This window comes from Pseudomonas sp. Irchel s3b6, from assembly GCF_900187415.1.
Lineage (GTDB): Bacteria > Pseudomonadota > Gammaproteobacteria > Pseudomonadales > Pseudomonadaceae > Aquipseudomonas.
Genome location: NZ_FYDM01000007.1, coordinates 81,523 through 95,159, shown reverse-complemented (window position 1 = coordinate 95,159; position 13,637 = coordinate 81,523). Strand labels below are relative to the sequence as shown.

13 protein-coding genes are annotated in these 13,637 nt (G+C 60.7%); 9 read left to right on the top strand and 4 right to left on the bottom strand.

Going from position 1 to position 13,637, the window contains the following annotated elements; genetic code table 11:
- Positions 1 to 20: 20 nt before the first annotated feature.
- Positions 21 to 2,405, bottom strand: a complete 2,385-nt coding sequence (locus CKW07_RS13915) for a hybrid sensor histidine kinase/response regulator (protein ID WP_095145418.1) — start codon at positions 2,403 to 2,405, stop codon at positions 21 to 23.
- A 307-nt stretch (positions 2,406 to 2,712) separates the two neighbouring features.
- Here CKW07_RS13915 and CKW07_RS13910 point away from each other — a divergent pair, with 307 nt between their 5' ends.
- From CKW07_RS13910 to CKW07_RS13895, 4 genes are all read left to right on the top strand, one after another.
- Complete coding sequence (locus tag CKW07_RS13910) at positions 2,713 to 3,510, top strand: hydroxymethylpyrimidine/phosphomethylpyrimidine kinase (RefSeq protein ID WP_095145417.1); 798 nt, start codon at positions 2,713 to 2,715, stop codon at positions 3,508 to 3,510.
- An 18-nt stretch (positions 3,511 to 3,528) separates the two neighbouring features.
- Complete coding sequence (gene thiE, locus CKW07_RS13905) at positions 3,529 to 4,152, top strand: thiamine phosphate synthase (RefSeq protein WP_095145416.1); 624 nt, start codon at positions 3,529 to 3,531, stop codon at positions 4,150 to 4,152.
- Between the two features lie 32 nt (positions 4,153 to 4,184).
- Positions 4,185 to 5,468 carry a glutamate-1-semialdehyde 2,1-aminomutase gene (gene hemL / locus CKW07_RS13900; protein ID WP_095145415.1) on the top strand — a complete coding sequence of 428 codons (1,284 nt, stop codon included), beginning with the start codon at positions 4,185 to 4,187 and terminating at the stop codon, positions 5,466 to 5,468.
- Positions 5,469 to 5,695: 227 nt separating this feature from the next.
- Complete coding sequence (locus tag CKW07_RS13895) at positions 5,696 to 6,250, top strand: tetratricopeptide repeat protein (RefSeq protein ID WP_095080628.1); 555 nt, start codon at positions 5,696 to 5,698, stop codon at positions 6,248 to 6,250.
- A gap of 65 nt (positions 6,251 to 6,315) precedes the next feature.
- On the opposite strand, the gene CKW07_RS13890 is transcribed toward CKW07_RS13895, so the two are convergent.
- Positions 6,316 to 6,645: a DUF1820 family protein gene (locus CKW07_RS13890; RefSeq protein WP_095080627.1), complete on the bottom strand. Its 330-nt coding sequence runs from the start codon at positions 6,643 to 6,645 to the stop codon at positions 6,316 to 6,318.
- A gap of 135 nt (positions 6,646 to 6,780) precedes the next feature.
- On the opposite strand from CKW07_RS13890, the gene miaB reads away from it, so the two are divergent.
- The 5 genes from miaB (at position 6,781) to lnt (ending at position 12,180) form a co-directional block, all read left to right on the top strand.
- Positions 6,781 to 8,106 (top strand): tRNA (N6-isopentenyl adenosine(37)-C2)-methylthiotransferase MiaB, encoded by a 1,326-nt coding sequence (miaB, locus tag CKW07_RS13885; protein WP_176465317.1) that lies wholly within the window; start codon positions 6,781 to 6,783, stop codon positions 8,104 to 8,106.
- A 199-nt stretch (positions 8,107 to 8,305) separates the two neighbouring features.
- Entirely contained in the window at positions 8,306 to 9,310 is a 1,005-nt protein-coding gene (locus CKW07_RS13880) for a PhoH family protein (protein ID WP_095145413.1), read from the top strand.
- Complete coding sequence (ybeY, locus tag CKW07_RS13875) at positions 9,303 to 9,797, top strand: rRNA maturation RNase YbeY (protein WP_095145412.1); 495 nt, start codon at positions 9,303 to 9,305, stop codon at positions 9,795 to 9,797. Before CKW07_RS13880 ends, ybeY begins: the two co-directional genes overlap by 8 nt.
- A gap of 5 nt (positions 9,798 to 9,802) precedes the next feature.
- Positions 9,803 to 10,642, top strand: coding sequence for an HlyC/CorC family transporter (locus tag CKW07_RS13870; protein WP_003228526.1), 840 nt, complete (start codon positions 9,803 to 9,805; stop codon positions 10,640 to 10,642).
- Between the two features lie 14 nt (positions 10,643 to 10,656).
- Positions 10,657 to 12,180, top strand: coding sequence for an apolipoprotein N-acyltransferase (gene lnt, locus CKW07_RS13865; protein WP_095145411.1), 1,524 nt, complete (start codon positions 10,657 to 10,659; stop codon positions 12,178 to 12,180).
- A 56-nt stretch (positions 12,181 to 12,236) separates the two neighbouring features.
- Here the strand turns inward: lnt and CKW07_RS13860 are convergent, their stop codons facing one another.
- Together CKW07_RS13860 and CKW07_RS13855 are read right to left on the bottom strand one after the other, a co-directional pair.
- A complete protein-coding gene (locus tag CKW07_RS13860) occupies positions 12,237 to 12,998 on the bottom strand; it encodes a YdcF family protein (RefSeq protein WP_095145410.1) in 762 nt (253 codons plus the stop codon).
- Between the two features lie 136 nt (positions 12,999 to 13,134).
- Positions 13,135 to 13,455, bottom strand: a complete 321-nt coding sequence (locus CKW07_RS13855; protein ID WP_095145409.1) for a hypothetical protein — start codon at positions 13,453 to 13,455, stop codon at positions 13,135 to 13,137.
- Positions 13,456 to 13,637: the final 182 nt, after the last annotated feature.

Genomic DNA, 13,637 nt, shown 5'->3' with positions numbered 1-13,637 from the left:
GGACAAAGTGGCATATCCGCCTAAATATCGGCGCTTTCACCTTGATTCTGACACAGCACTCGCCGGTAGAGTGCCACCTGCAACTCATCGAATTTCACCGGCTTATTCAGGCAATCGGTCCACCCCGCCTCCAGGTCAATGCCCTGTATCGAGGCCACGGCCGCCAGCACCGGCAACCCGGCATACCCCGGCAAAGCGCGGATCTGGCAGCACACCGATGAACCGTCGACAGGCGATACCAGACTGTCGAGCAGCACCCCGTCAAACCGCTCGCGGCGCAAGCTGTCCAGTGCCGCCGGGACACTGTCGACACTGCGCACCCGATAACCCAGCTTGAGCAACATGCCGCGCATCACCAATTGATTGATGCTGTTGTCATCGATCAGCAACACCGTGCAATCCTGCGGGGCACGCACGCTCATGGTTTCCGGGGGCTGACGGGAAGGTGCCGCCACCTGGCGCACCGTAACCACGTCGAACTCGACATCCAGCTGGAAACGACTACCGCGCCCGGGTTCGGAGCGATGGGTCAAGCGCCCGCCAATCAGCTCGACCAATTGCCGGCAGATGGCCAGGCCAACGCCCAGGCCGCCGTATTCACGCGTCATGGATCCATCGAGCTGGAAGAAGCGCTGATACATGGTCGCTTCCCCCAGGTCGGTAAAACCGATACCCGTGTCGATCACCGCGAAGGACAGTTTCTGGCGTCCAGGCTCGGCGGATTTGCCGCTGACCCGCAAGGCCAGCCCACCCACGCGCGTGAACTTGATCGCATTGTCGAGCAGGCACTCCAGGCACTGCACCAGCTTGGCACTGTCACCGTTGAGCCGGTCCGGCACACCCGGGGCCACCTCAACCTTGAAATCCAACCCCTTGCCCGTGGCATTGGCTGCGAACTGCCGCCTCACGCTGTCGACCACCGAGCGCAAGCTGAACGGCTCGGGACTGGCCTGGAGTCGACCCGCCTGCAATTCGGTCAAGGTCAGAATGCCGTTGACCATGCGCATCATGTCGCGAGCAGAACCAGCCGCCGTCTGCTGATACTGCTCAAGCTCCGGGTCGAGCTCGACGGTCTGCATCAACTCCAGCGAACCGATCACGCCGTTCATCGGGGTGCGCAATTCGTGGGTCAGGGTCGCGAGGAACTCATCCTTGAGCTGGTTACTGTGAGCCAGTTGCTGGTTCAACACTTCGAGCTTCTGCCCGGCATCAAACAGCGTCTGCGCCTGCTGTTCGCGCATGGCGTTGATACGGTCGGCCAACGCCAGTGACAGCAGTGCCACCTCGATCGCCGAGCCAATCTGGCTGGCGTACATGGTCAGGAACACGTTAGGCAGGTAACCCAGCACCATCAGGGTATTGACGATGCCGCCCAGCAAGAACGCCGACCAGGCAATGATGAAGTAACGCGCCACCCGCAGGCCTCGCCACCAGACGAAAATCCCCGCCGCGAAAATCACCACGGTGAAGATCAAAGCCAAGGCTGTGGCCAGGCGCAGGGCCAGGGCGTAGCTGGTCATCAACGACAACCCTACCACCAGGGCGCCGTACGCGATCAGCACCAGCAACAGGCGATCCATCCAGCGACTGTGTCTGGCAGTCTGCAAAAAGCTGCGGGCGAACTGGCTTCCGAACAATCCGGCACAGCCGATGAAGAACGGCGTCGAGGCGTTGGCCCACCACGGGTTGTCCGGCCAGAAATACTCCACCGCCGCCCCGTTGACCGAGAGCTGATAGAGGCCGAACGAAGCGATATAGAAGATGTAATAGAGGTAACTGGTGTCGCGCACACTCAGGTAGATGAACAGGTTGTAGACCAGCATTCCGAGCAGCACACCGTAGATCACCCCCAGCACATAGAGGCGCACTGGCTGCTCTTCCAGATAAGCGGTACTCGACCACAGCGTCATCGGCGCTTGTATCGAGCCCTCGCTCTGCAGGCGCAAATACAGGGTTTTTTGCTCGTTCGCGGCAAAGTCCAGGTCGAACAGATAATTGTTCTGACGGATCTCCCGGCTGGCAAAGGGCAAGGCGTCACCCGTGCGTTGAGTCAGTTGATAGCGGCCTGCCTCATCGGGCTGGTACAGATCGAGATGATCGAGGGGCGGATAGGCCAGCTCCAGCAACCAGGTGCGCCGGGCATCAGGATTGTTTGGACGATAATGCAGGTCGATTTTCAACCAGAATGCGGAGCGCGAGTAACCGGCGTTCAGCGTGGCTTTATCGTGGGGCTTGAACTGGCCGGCCGCGGCTTGCGCGAGGACATCGGTAATCGTCGCAGTGCCGGCGACGTCTTCGTAGACCTGCATGCTGTGACCCAAGGGGAGGCTTTGGGTAAGCTCGTTAAAATCAGCCGCGGTCGCCAGCAAGGGCAAGCTCAACAGCAACATCAGCAAATAGCGCATAAAGCCCCAGCATGGCCTGTCCGGTTGCGTCAGGAAGCCTCCCCCATTCCTTTTGAGTAGACGTAAAACCGGCATTACCTGTTATTGATTTGGATCCACTCTAGCATAGCCGGTGGTGGCGTTTGAACACCACCAAAACCTTTAGTTTGAAGGCTCTAGAACGGGCGTTACAGAGCACTTCACCCGTCAGGACAGGCTCCGCAGGCCAAGACATCAAAGCGCCATTACGACCATTGGATACAGGTGGCGAGCGCATTACTCGGCATGGCACACCGAAAAAACAGGTTTGGTGGTAAGCTCGCGCACCATGAATATCTACAGCTCTCGCCCCGTTGTCCTCTGTCTCTCCGGCCACGACCCAAGTGGTGGCGCCGGCTTGCAGGCAGATATCGAAGCCCTGCTCGCACAGGGTTGTCATGCGGCCCCGGCCGTCACTGCCCTGACCGTGCAAGACACCGTCAATGTCAGTGATTTCCGCGTCCTCGACCGTGAGTGGGTGTTGGCACAAGCCAACGCCGTGCTCAACGACTCGCAGGTGGCGGCGATCAAGCTGGGCATGCTCGGCTCACTGGAAATGGTCGACACCGTGGTCGAACTGCTCCAGGCGCACCCGCACCTGCCGGTGGTCTGCGACCCGGTGCTGCGCGCCGGTGGCGGTGGCCGCCTGGGCAAGGATGAGGTCGGCTACGCCATGCGCGAGCGACTGCTGCCATTGGCGATCATCGCCACCCCCAACCTTCCTGAAGCGCGCATCCTTGCCGAACTGCCTGAAGGCACGGCCGACGAATGCGCAGAAAAGCTCCTGCCTTACGTCAAACACCTGCTGATCACCGGTGGCCATGGCGACGAACACGAAGTGCATAATCGTCTGTACAGCCGCGACGGGCGCCGTGAAACCTTTACCTGCCAACGCCTGCCGGGCAGCTATCACGGCTCCGGCTGCACATTGGCCAGCACCCTGGCCGGTCGCCTGGCGCAAGGCGAACACCTGGCGAGCGCAGTCAAATCGGCACTCGACTACACCTGGCGCACCTTGCGTGACGCCGAGCAGCTAGGCAAAGGCCAATTCGTGCCGCGCCGCCTGCCGCTGGACTTCTGCTCGTAACGTCATGAGGCCTGCCCGATGAAACTACGTGGCCTGTACGCCATTACCGACAGCCAGTTACTGGCCGGGAAATTCCTTCAGTACGTGGAGGCCGCGCTGGATGGCGGCGTCACCCTGCTGCAGTACCGCGACAAGAGCAGCGACGACGCCCGTCGACTGCGCGAGGCGCAAGCACTGCATGATCTGTGCGGGCGCTACAAGACCCAGCTGATCATCAACGATGACACCGAACTGGCCGCGCGCCTGGGCGTTGGCGTACACCTGGGGCAAACCGACGGCCCGTTGACCCCGGCCCGCTCGCTGCTGGGTCGCGAGGCAATCATCGGTTCGACCTGCCACGCGCAGCTCGAACTCGCCGAACAAGCGGCAACCGAAGGCGCCAGCTATGTCGCCTTCGGCCGCTTCTTCAATTCGAGCACCAAACCCGGCGCGCCGACCTGCAACCTCGATCTGCTCGATCAGGCCCGCAGCACACTGCACCTGCCGATCTGCGCGATCGGCGGCATCACCCTGGACAACGCCGCCCCGCTGGTGGCCCACGGGGTTGATCTGCTGGCGGTGGTGCACGGCCTGTTCGGTGCCGAAAGCACCCGGGAAGTGACGCGCCGCGCGCGCGCCTTCAACGACTTGTTCAAAGCTTAAGTATTCAACTACCGATTTTTGAGAGCCCAATCATGTCTCGTTCCGAAACCCTGTTTGCCAACGCCCAGAAACACATTCCCGGCGGCGTGAACTCGCCCGTTCGTGCATTCAAGAGCGTCGGCGGCACGCCGCTGTTCTTCAAGCACGCCGAAGGCGCCTATGTGACGGACGAAGACGACAAGCGCTATGTCGACTACGTCGGTTCCTGGGGCCCGATGATTCTCGGCCATAGCCACCCGGACGTACTGGACGCCGTGCGCAAGCAGCTGGAACACGGCCTGTCCTACGGCGCCCCTACCGCGATGGAAACCGAGATGGCCGACCTGGTCTGCTCGATCGTGCCGTCGATGGAAATGGTGCGCATGGTCAGCTCCGGCACCGAAGCCACCATGAGCGCCATTCGTCTGGCTCGCGGCTTCACCGGTCGCGACAGCATCATCAAATTCGAAGGCTGCTACCACGGCCACTCCGACAGCCTGCTGGTCAAGGCCGGTTCCGGCCTGCTGACCCAGGGCGTGCCAAGCTCCGCCGGTGTACCCGCCGCCTTTGCCAAACACACCCTGACACTGCCGTTCAACGACATCGATGCCGTTGAAAAAATGCTCGCCGACGTCGGCCAGGAAGTGGCGTGCATCATCGTCGAGCCGGTTGCCGGCAACATGAACTGCGTACCGCCGGCCCCGGGTTTCCTCGAAGGCCTGCGCAGCCTGTGTGACAAGCACGGCGTGGTGCTGATTTTCGACGAAGTGATGACCGGTTTCCGCGTGGCACTCGGCGGCGCCCAGGCGCATTACGGCGTGACACCGGACCTGAGCACCTTCGGCAAGATCATCGGCGGCGGTATGCCGGTTGGCTGCTTCGGCGGCAAGCGCGAAATCATGTCGCACATCGCACCTCTGGGCCCTGTCTACCAGGCCGGCACCCTCTCGGGTAACCCGCTGGCCATGGCCGCCGGCCTGACTACCCTGCGCCTGATCAGCCGCCCCGGCTTCCACGACGAACTCAGCGACTACACCAGCCGCCTGCTCGACGGGCTGCAACAGCGTGCCGATGCGGCGGGCATTCCGTTCGTGACCACCCAGGCCGGCGGCATGTTCGGCCTGTACTTCAGTGGCGCCGATGACATCGTGACCTTCGATGACGTGATGGCCAGCGATACCAACCTGTTCAAGCGCTTCTTCCACCTGATGCTCGAAGGTGGCGTGTACCTGGCGCCAAGTGCCTTCGAAGCCGGTTTCACCTCGATCGCCCACGGCGAAGCCGAGCTGAAACTGACCCTGGACGCTGCGGAACGCGCATTCGCCGCCCTGAAATAAGGGATGTGCGCTGACGTCGACAACCTTTGTCGACGTCAGCTTTACCCTACATTTCTATTTATTTTCTGACCTGACAGGCTCAATTGCCCTTAAATGCGGTAGATATAGTCCCCACGCGGCAGAAAAACGAGTAAAGACTTTGTAAGGATGGTCCTGCTTATTTCATAATGCGCGCTTATTGGATCCCTCGACGGGTCCACGCGCCCTCCAGAGGTAAGTCGATTCCCATGAACCGCACCGGCCGCACCCTTGCATTGGGCTGCCTGTTGCTCCTTCAGCCCCTGCTCGCGCACGCACAAGCAGGCGGCAACTCGTTGTTGATCCCGGCAATGGGTCGTTGCACCCTCAATACCCAGCCTGAAGACCTGAAGGAGGCACTCGATGCCTGCCAGAAAGCGTCGGATGCCGGGGATGCGGAAGCGCAATACGAGTTGGGCGAGTTCTACTACGAAGGCAAAAGCGCGCCGCGCGATCTCAATCAAGCCCTGAGCTACTTCGAAAAGGCCTCGCTGCAAGGCCATGCCCAGGCGCAATTCAAACTTGGCACCATGTTCTTCCGGGGCGAAGGCGTACCGGCCAATAACATCCAGGCGTATATCGTGCTGAAAATGGCAGCGGTCAACGGTGCGGAAGATGCGCTGGACACCGCCGACGAAGTCGCCGAACACATGCAGCGCGATGAACTGGAAGTGGCCACCCAGGTGCTGGGGCAAATTTTCCGTAAATACCTGATGGAACTGCAAAGCGCAGATGGGCGCACGCCTTTCGCGCCACTGCCCTGACTTCCCCTGCCGTCCGCTAGCTCCCACGCTCTGCGTGGGAACGATCACTGACAGAGGCAACCCGCTTACTTTTCAGGCATTGGCATCGGAAACGGCATGACATTGCCAACCGAGCCACGGGCTTCGCTGATTTTCGGGGTGCCCAGGCGCTCGACTTCGTCGATGCGCACAATCGAATGCATCGGTACAAAACTGCGCACCACGCCTTCGAACTGAGCCTTGAGCTTTTCCTCGCTCGGATCGACGACCACTTGCGTGCGCTCGCCAAAGACGAACTCTTCCACTTCCAGGAAGCCCCACAGATCACTTTGATAGATCTGCTTGGCGTACATTTCGAACACCTGGCCCTGGTTGAGGAAAATCACCTTGTAGATTGGAGCTTCACGTTTGGTCATGGTGGGCGGGTAACACATCGAGGGATAAAAATGAGGGCGCGAACTATAGCATAGCCGCTGGACGCACGATGGTAGGAACCTGGGGACTTGTTCCCTATAATGCGCGGTTCTTTGAATCACGTGATGACTCCCTCCATGGCCAAGAAGCTTTACATCGAAACCCACGGTTGCCAGATGAACGAGTACGACAGCTCGCGCATGGTCGATCTGCTGGGCGAACATCAGGCCTTGGAAGTGACCGCTCGCGCTGAAGATGCGGACGTGATTCTGCTCAACACCTGCTCGATCCGCGAGCGCGCCCAGGACCGGGTTTACTCCCAGTTGGGCCGCTGGCGCGAACTGAAGCTCGCCAACCCGGACCTGGTGATTGCGGTCGGCGGTTGCGTGGCCAGCCAGGAAGGGGCGGCCATTCGCGACCGCGCACCCTATGTCGACGTGGTCTTTGGCCCGCAGACCCTGCACCGCTTGCCGGAAATGATCGACGCCGCGCGCATCACCAAATTGCCGCAAGTCGACGTCTCGTTCCCGGAAATCGAAAAGTTCGACCACCTGCCCGAACCGCGCATCGATGGCCCAAGTGCCTACGTATCGGTGATGGAAGGCTGCAGCAAGTACTGCACCTTCTGCGTGGTGCCGTACACCCGGGGCGAAGAAGTCAGCCGGCCGTTCGACGACGTGATCGCCGAGATCATCCACCTGGCCGAGCATGGCGTGCGCGAGGTCACCCTGCTGGGGCAGAACGTCAATGGCTATCGCGGCACCACTCACGATGGTCGCCTGGCGGACCTGGCCGAACTGATCCGGGTGGTGGCCGCCGTCGAGGGTATCGACCGCATTCGCTACACCACCTCGCACCCACTGGAGTTCTCCGACAGCCTGATCCAGGCCCACGCCGAAGTACCCGAGCTGGTCAAGCACCTGCACTTGCCAGTGCAATCGGGTTCGGACCGGATTCTCACCGCCATGAAGCGCAACCATACCGCGCTCGAGTACAAGTCCAAGCTGCGCAAGCTGCGGGCCGCCGTACCCGGCATCTGCATCAGCTCGGACTTCATCGTCGGTTTCCCCGGCGAGACCGAAAAAGACTTCGAGCAAACCATGAAGCTGATCGAAGACGTCGGTTTCGACTTCTCCTACTCCTTTGTCTACAGCCAGCGCCCGGGCACTCCGGCCGCCGATCTGGCCGACGAAACGCCGGAAGAACTGAAAAAAGAGCGCTTGAATGCCCTGCAACATCGCTTGAACCAGCAAGGCTTCGAGATCAGCCGACAAATGGTCGGCTCGGTCCAGCGAATCCTGGTGACCGATTACTCGAAAAAAGACCCCGGCGAGCTGCAAGGCCGCACCGAGAATAATCGAATCGTCAACTTCCGCTGCGACACTCCAACCCTGATCGGCCAGTTCGCGGACGTCCACATCGACGCCGCACAGCCGCACTCGCTGCGCGGTTCACTGCTGTAGGAGCGAGCGAGCTCGCGATGATCGTCAACGATGACGCTTGCATCCTGAATGAGCGTGGTGCTCTCGAGTCCTTCGCGAGCAAGCTCGCTCCTACAGAATCATCGCCGGCTACATTGCTCCGTATAAGAGCTTTCGCACCCAGCCCTCTGGCGTTATCCTTGATTTCATCTCCATTGCCCAAGGGCGGCTAAAAACAACCTTGAACGCACCCATAGAACCCCATCGTTTCATACTCGAGCCCTTTGAGGCTCATCGCTTTGCCAATCTGTGCGGGCAATTCGACGAGCATCTGCGCTTGATCGAACAGCGCCTGGCGATCGTGATCCGCAATCGCGGCAATCAGTTCGAACTGATCGGCGAGCTCAAACACACCACCTCCGCGGAACACCTGTTGCGCCGGCTCTACCGTGAAACCAAGGGTAGCGAGCTGTCGCCGGACATGGTCCACCTGTTCCTGCAGGAGTCGGCCGTGGAAGAGCTGAACAATCACTCGCCCGCCGAACCCGCCGTCGCGCTGCGCACCAAAAAAGGCATGATTCGCCCTCGTGGCTTGAACCAGCAGCGCTACGTGAAGGAAGTCTTGGCCAACGACATCAACTTCGGCATCGGCCCGGCCGGTACCGGCAAGACTTACCTGGCCGTAGCCTGTGCGGTCGATGCGCTGGAACGCGAGCAGATCCGCCGCATCCTGCTGGTACGCCCGGCGGTCGAGGCTGGCGAGAAACTCGGCTTCCTGCCCGGCGACCTGTCGCAGAAGATCGACCCGTATCTGCGCCCGCTCTATGACGCACTGTACGAAATGCTCGGCTTTGAACTGGTGGCCAAACTGATCGAACGCCAGGTGATCGAAGTCGCGCCGCTGGCCTACATGCGCGGCCGCACGCTGAACAACAGCTTCATCATCCTCGACGAAAGCCAGAACACCACCGTCGAGCAGATGAAAATGTTCCTGACCCGGATCGGCTTTGGTTCGACGGCGGTCATTACCGGTGACGTCACCCAGATCGACCTGCCCAAAGGCACCAAGTCCGGACTCATACATGTGACCGAAGTGCTGAAGGACGTGCCAGGTATCAGCTTTACTCACTTCAAGCCCAAAGACGTCGTGCGTCATCCGCTGGTTCAGCGCATCGTCGAAGCCTATGAGCGCTTTGAAAACCATGCCGCTGCACAAAACCCGAAGGACAGCCACCGCGATGCTTGAGCTTGACCTGCAACGGGCAACCCAGGCGCCTGCCCCAAGCGAAGCCGAATTCCGCCAATGGTGCGAGCTGGCCCTGCGCCAGCGCAGCGCCGACTCAGAAATGACCATTCGCCTGGTCGACGAAGCGGAAGGGCGTGAACTCAATCACACCTGGCGTCAAAAAGATTACGCCACCAACGTCCTGTCGTTCCCGGCCGATGTGCCCGACGAGTTCCTCGACATCCCGTTACTGGGCGATCTGGTGATCTGCGTGGCCGTGGTCGAGCGCGAAGCGGCCGAGCAAGGCAAGGAATTGAAGGCCCATTGGGCACATCTGGTGATTCATGGCTGCTTGCATCTACTGGGTTACGACCATATAGATGATGACGAAGCCGAAGAAATGGAAGCGCTGGAACGAACGTTGCTTGCAGAACTGGGTCATCCGGACCCTTATGCGGACGACGAAACCGAAACATCCCCTATCGTTACAACAAAGGATTCAGAGTAATCGCTATGAGCGAAGATCGATCGAGCAACGGGCAAAAGTCCTGGCTGGGTAAACTCACCCAAGCTTTTGCCCATGAGCCGAAAAACCGTCAGGAGCTGCTTGAACTCCTGCGCGATGCCCACCAGAACAAGTTGCTGGACAGCGAAGCGCTGGCCATCGTCGAAGGCGCCATCCAGGTGGCTGACCTGCAAGTACGGGACATCATGGTCCCTCGCTCGCAGATGATCAGCATCAAGGCGACCCAGACACCCCGCGAGTTCCTGCCCGCCGTGCTCGACTCAGCCCACTCCCGTTACCCAGTGATTGGCGAAAGCCACGACGACGTGATGGGCGTGCTGCTGGCCAAGGACTTGCTGCCGTTGATCCTCAAGGAGAACGGCGACAGCTTCAACATCAAGGACCTGCTGCGGCCGGCCACCTTCGTGCCCGAGTCCAAGCGCCTGAACGTGCTGCTGCGCGAATTCCGCGCCAACCATAACCACATGGCCATCGTCATCGACGAATACGGCGGTGTCGCAGGTCTGGTGACCATTGAAGACGTGCTGGAACAGATCGTCGGCGACATCGAGGACGAGCACGACGTCGAAGAGGACAGCTACATCAAGCCGCTGCCCAGTGGTGACTTCCTGATCAAGGCCCTGACCCCGATCGAGAACTTCAACGAGTTCTTCGACAGTGAGTTCTCCGACGATGAGTTCGACACCGTCGGCGGCCTGGTGATGAGCGCGTTCGGGCACTTGCCCAAGCGCAATGAAATCACTGAAATCGGCGCTTATCGCTTTCGCATCCTCAATGCCGATAGCCGTCGTATCCACTTGCTGCGCCTGACACCTATCGCTCGGTAATTCTAAGGACTGAAATGCATCGTATGACCCGCCCCGGCTGGCCCGGTAACCTGCTGGCCGTGGCGGCCGGTGCTATCACCACCCTGGCGCTGGCGCCATTCGATATCTGGCCGCTGGCGTTGCTGGCGGTCGGGTTCTTTTATGCAGGCTTGCGTGAACTGACACCCCGCCAGGCCTTGGGCCGCGGCTGGTGCTTCGGTTTTGGTCTGTTTGGCGCCGGCACCAGCTGGATCTACTACAGCATCCACCACTTTGGCGGCGCTTCCATGCTGCTGGCCGGCCTGCTGATGCTGGCGTTCACCGCAGCGATTGCCTGGTTCTTCGCCCTGCCCGCCTGGGTCTGGGCACGCTGGCTGCGCCGCAACGAAGCACCGCTGGCCGACGCCCTGGCCTTCGCCGCGTTGTGGGTCGGCCAGGAAGCGTTCCGGGGCTGGTTCCTCACCGGCTTCCCCTGGCTCTATTCCGGCTACAGTCAACTCGACGGCCCGCTGACCGGCCTGGCACCGCTGGGTGGCATCTGGCTGATCTCCTTCGGTATCGCCCTCAGCGCCGCGCTGCTGTACAACCTGCCGCGCCTGATCAAGGCCGGCCGCATAGGTTTTATCGTCGCCGGCCTGCTGTTACTGGCCGCGCCGTGGGTCGTTGGACTGTCGCTCAAGGGACATGCCTGGACCAGCCCGTCGGGCGACCCGCTGAGCGTTGCGGCGATTCAGGGCAATATCGAACAAAGCATGAAATGGGACCCGACGCAGCTCAACTCGCAGCTGGCGCTGTACCGTGACATGAGCCTGAGTTCCAAGCGCGTCGACCTGCTGATCTGGCCGGAAACCGCGGTGCCCGTGCTCAAGGAGTCCGCCGAGGGCTACCTGAACATGATGGGCAACTTCGCCGCCGATCGAAACTCGGCCCTGATCACCGGCGTGCCGATCCGTCAGCAAGTACATCAAGAGAAACGCTTCTATAACGGCATTACCGTAGTCGGCGAGGGTGAAGGCACCTACCTCAAGCAAAAACTGGTGCCGTTTGGCGAATACGTACCGCTGCAGGAAGTGCTGCGCGGGCTGATCGCCTTCTTCGACCTGCCGATGTCGGACTTCGCCCGTGGCCCGGCCGATCAGCCGATGCTGCAAGCCAAGGGTTACCAGATTGCACCGTTCATCTGCTACGAAGTGGTGTATCCGGAATTTGCCGCCAGTCTGTCAGCGCGCAGTGACCTGCTGCTGACCATCAGCAACGACACCTGGTTCGGCACCTCCATTGGCCCCCTGCAACACCTGCAAATGGCGCAGATGCGGGCACTGGAGGCCGGCCGCTGGATGATTCGCTCCACCAACAACGGCGTGACCGGGCTGATTGACCCGTTTGGCAAGATCACCGTGCAGATTCCGCAATTCGAGCGCGGCATTCTCTATGGTGAAGTGGTACCGATGCAGAACCTGACGCCTTACCTGCAATGGCGCTCATGGCCGCTGATCATTGTCTGCGCACTGCTGTTTGGCTGGGCACTGCTGGCAAGCCGGATCGCCAAGACGGTGTAAAGGCTGTTGTGGCGAGGGAGCTTGCTCCCTCGCCACAGAGGGCAGTGTCGACTCAACTATCGGTAAAACACCAAATAACCCATCTGCCCCACCGCCTCGTTCACCAACTGCCCCGACCGCCAGACCGACTTGACCGTCGGTAGCCAGCCGCCAAAGGGCTCACCGTTGCCGGTCCCCATAAAGCCCACGGGCGCCGGCACCACCGTCAATCCCGCCGCTTCGAAGCTCCAGACACTGCGCGGCATATGCCAGGCCTGCGTCACCAGCACCACCCGCTTCAAGCCCGTGGGTTGCAGCAACTCGGCAGTGAACTGTGCGTTCTCCCAGGTCGTGCGACTGCGACCCTCCTGCCAGCGAACCGTCACCCCAAAATCATCCTGCAGCGAATCGGCCATGAGCTTGGCTTCGGTGGGCGGAGTGCCGTAATGCAGACCGCCGCTGGTCAGCACCGGCAGCCCCGAAGCCTTGGCCAGGCGCGCTGCATAACGCTCACGTTCCAGAACCACCCCGGTGGGCTGATCGCTGCCCCAGGCCTGGTCACCGCGCTCGCGCCCTGCGCCCAACACCACAATCACATCGGCACGCTCGGCCAGGGTCGCCCATTCGCTGCGGGCCAGGGGCGGTTCGCGCTCAAGTGCCCTGGCGCCCCACTGCACGACTACCGGCAAGCTCATCAACCAGAACCCGCCCAGCCCTAGGGCGAAGCACAGCCCTGCCAGGCGCGGCCTTGACCGGCGCAACCACCAGGCAAGCAGGAGCAACAGCAAGAGAATGCCGGGGGGCAACAGTAGTTGTTTGACAAAATAGCGAAAAGGCATCGAGCATCTCCGAAAGATGCCCGAAGCCTAAGTGGGTTGAAGCAAAGCGACAACTAAGGTGGCTGGCCTTTTCATCAAAAAGCCATCACCGGTGACTTCATGTGCCCGTATGGGCGACAAACACGCGCCTGTACACTTACTTGACTCGCAGGGACCGGACCTTTACCGCGCCACTGCCAGGCACCTTGTCTTTCAACCATATGACTTTGGCCGAACGAGGGGCATCGTTGTGCTTCACTACTTCTGACAAGACGCCATGCGCCTCGCGTTCACTACGGTCCAGATAAGCCTTGATCAGTTCGAACTCTGCGCGGCTCAACCCGCGAAGCTCCAGTTCCAGAGGGCGCTCATCGCGCAACCGCCCAGCTGTTTTTGCTGCATCCAGGGCCACCCCCAGACGATCTATCAGCTTTTCGTACAACTCGGGTTTCGTGACTTTTGTTTGCGACTCAACCATCCCTCACCTCATTGAAGATAAGACTCACTCCCCAACTAGAGCTTAGCTTCACTGGGCAAACCGTCCGTGCGCCGCGACCAACGGCCCCACGCGTGGGCGGCGCTGCACAATCAAGTTTCCCTAGGCCGAGCACGGTCATGTATGCTACGGCGCTTCCTGTAACTCCACTTCCAGCTCGGCTG

What these genes read in the sequence shown, in the direction of transcription:
- CKW07_RS13915 (WP_095145418.1), bottom strand. Translation starts at nt 2,405, where the DNA reads ATGCGCTATTTGCTGATGTTGCTGTTGAGCTTGCCCTTGCTGGCGACC.
- CKW07_RS13910 (WP_095145417.1), top strand. Translation starts at nt 2,713, where the DNA reads ATGAATATCTACAGCTCTCGCCCCGTTGTCCTCTGTCTCTCCGGCCAC.
- thiE (WP_095145416.1), top strand. Translation starts at nt 3,529, where the DNA reads ATGAAACTACGTGGCCTGTACGCCATTACCGACAGCCAGTTACTGGCC.
- hemL (WP_095145415.1), top strand. Translation starts at nt 4,185, where the DNA reads ATGTCTCGTTCCGAAACCCTGTTTGCCAACGCCCAGAAACACATTCCC.
- CKW07_RS13895 (WP_095080628.1), top strand. Translation starts at nt 5,696, where the DNA reads ATGAACCGCACCGGCCGCACCCTTGCATTGGGCTGCCTGTTGCTCCTT.
- CKW07_RS13890 (WP_095080627.1), bottom strand. Translation starts at nt 6,645, where the DNA reads ATGACCAAACGTGAAGCTCCAATCTACAAGGTGATTTTCCTCAACCAG.
- miaB (WP_176465317.1), top strand. Translation starts at nt 6,781, where the DNA reads ATGGCCAAGAAGCTTTACATCGAAACCCACGGTTGCCAGATGAACGAG.
- ybeY (WP_095145412.1), top strand. Translation starts at nt 9,303, where the DNA reads ATGCTTGAGCTTGACCTGCAACGGGCAACCCAGGCGCCTGCCCCAAGC.
- CKW07_RS13870 (WP_003228526.1), top strand. Translation starts at nt 9,803, where the DNA reads ATGAGCGAAGATCGATCGAGCAACGGGCAAAAGTCCTGGCTGGGTAAA.
- lnt (WP_095145411.1), top strand. Translation starts at nt 10,657, where the DNA reads ATGCATCGTATGACCCGCCCCGGCTGGCCCGGTAACCTGCTGGCCGTG.
- CKW07_RS13860 (WP_095145410.1), bottom strand. Translation starts at nt 12,998, where the DNA reads ATGCCTTTTCGCTATTTTGTCAAACAACTACTGTTGCCCCCCGGCATT.
- CKW07_RS13855 (WP_095145409.1), bottom strand. Translation starts at nt 13,455, where the DNA reads ATGGTTGAGTCGCAAACAAAAGTCACGAAACCCGAGTTGTACGAAAAG.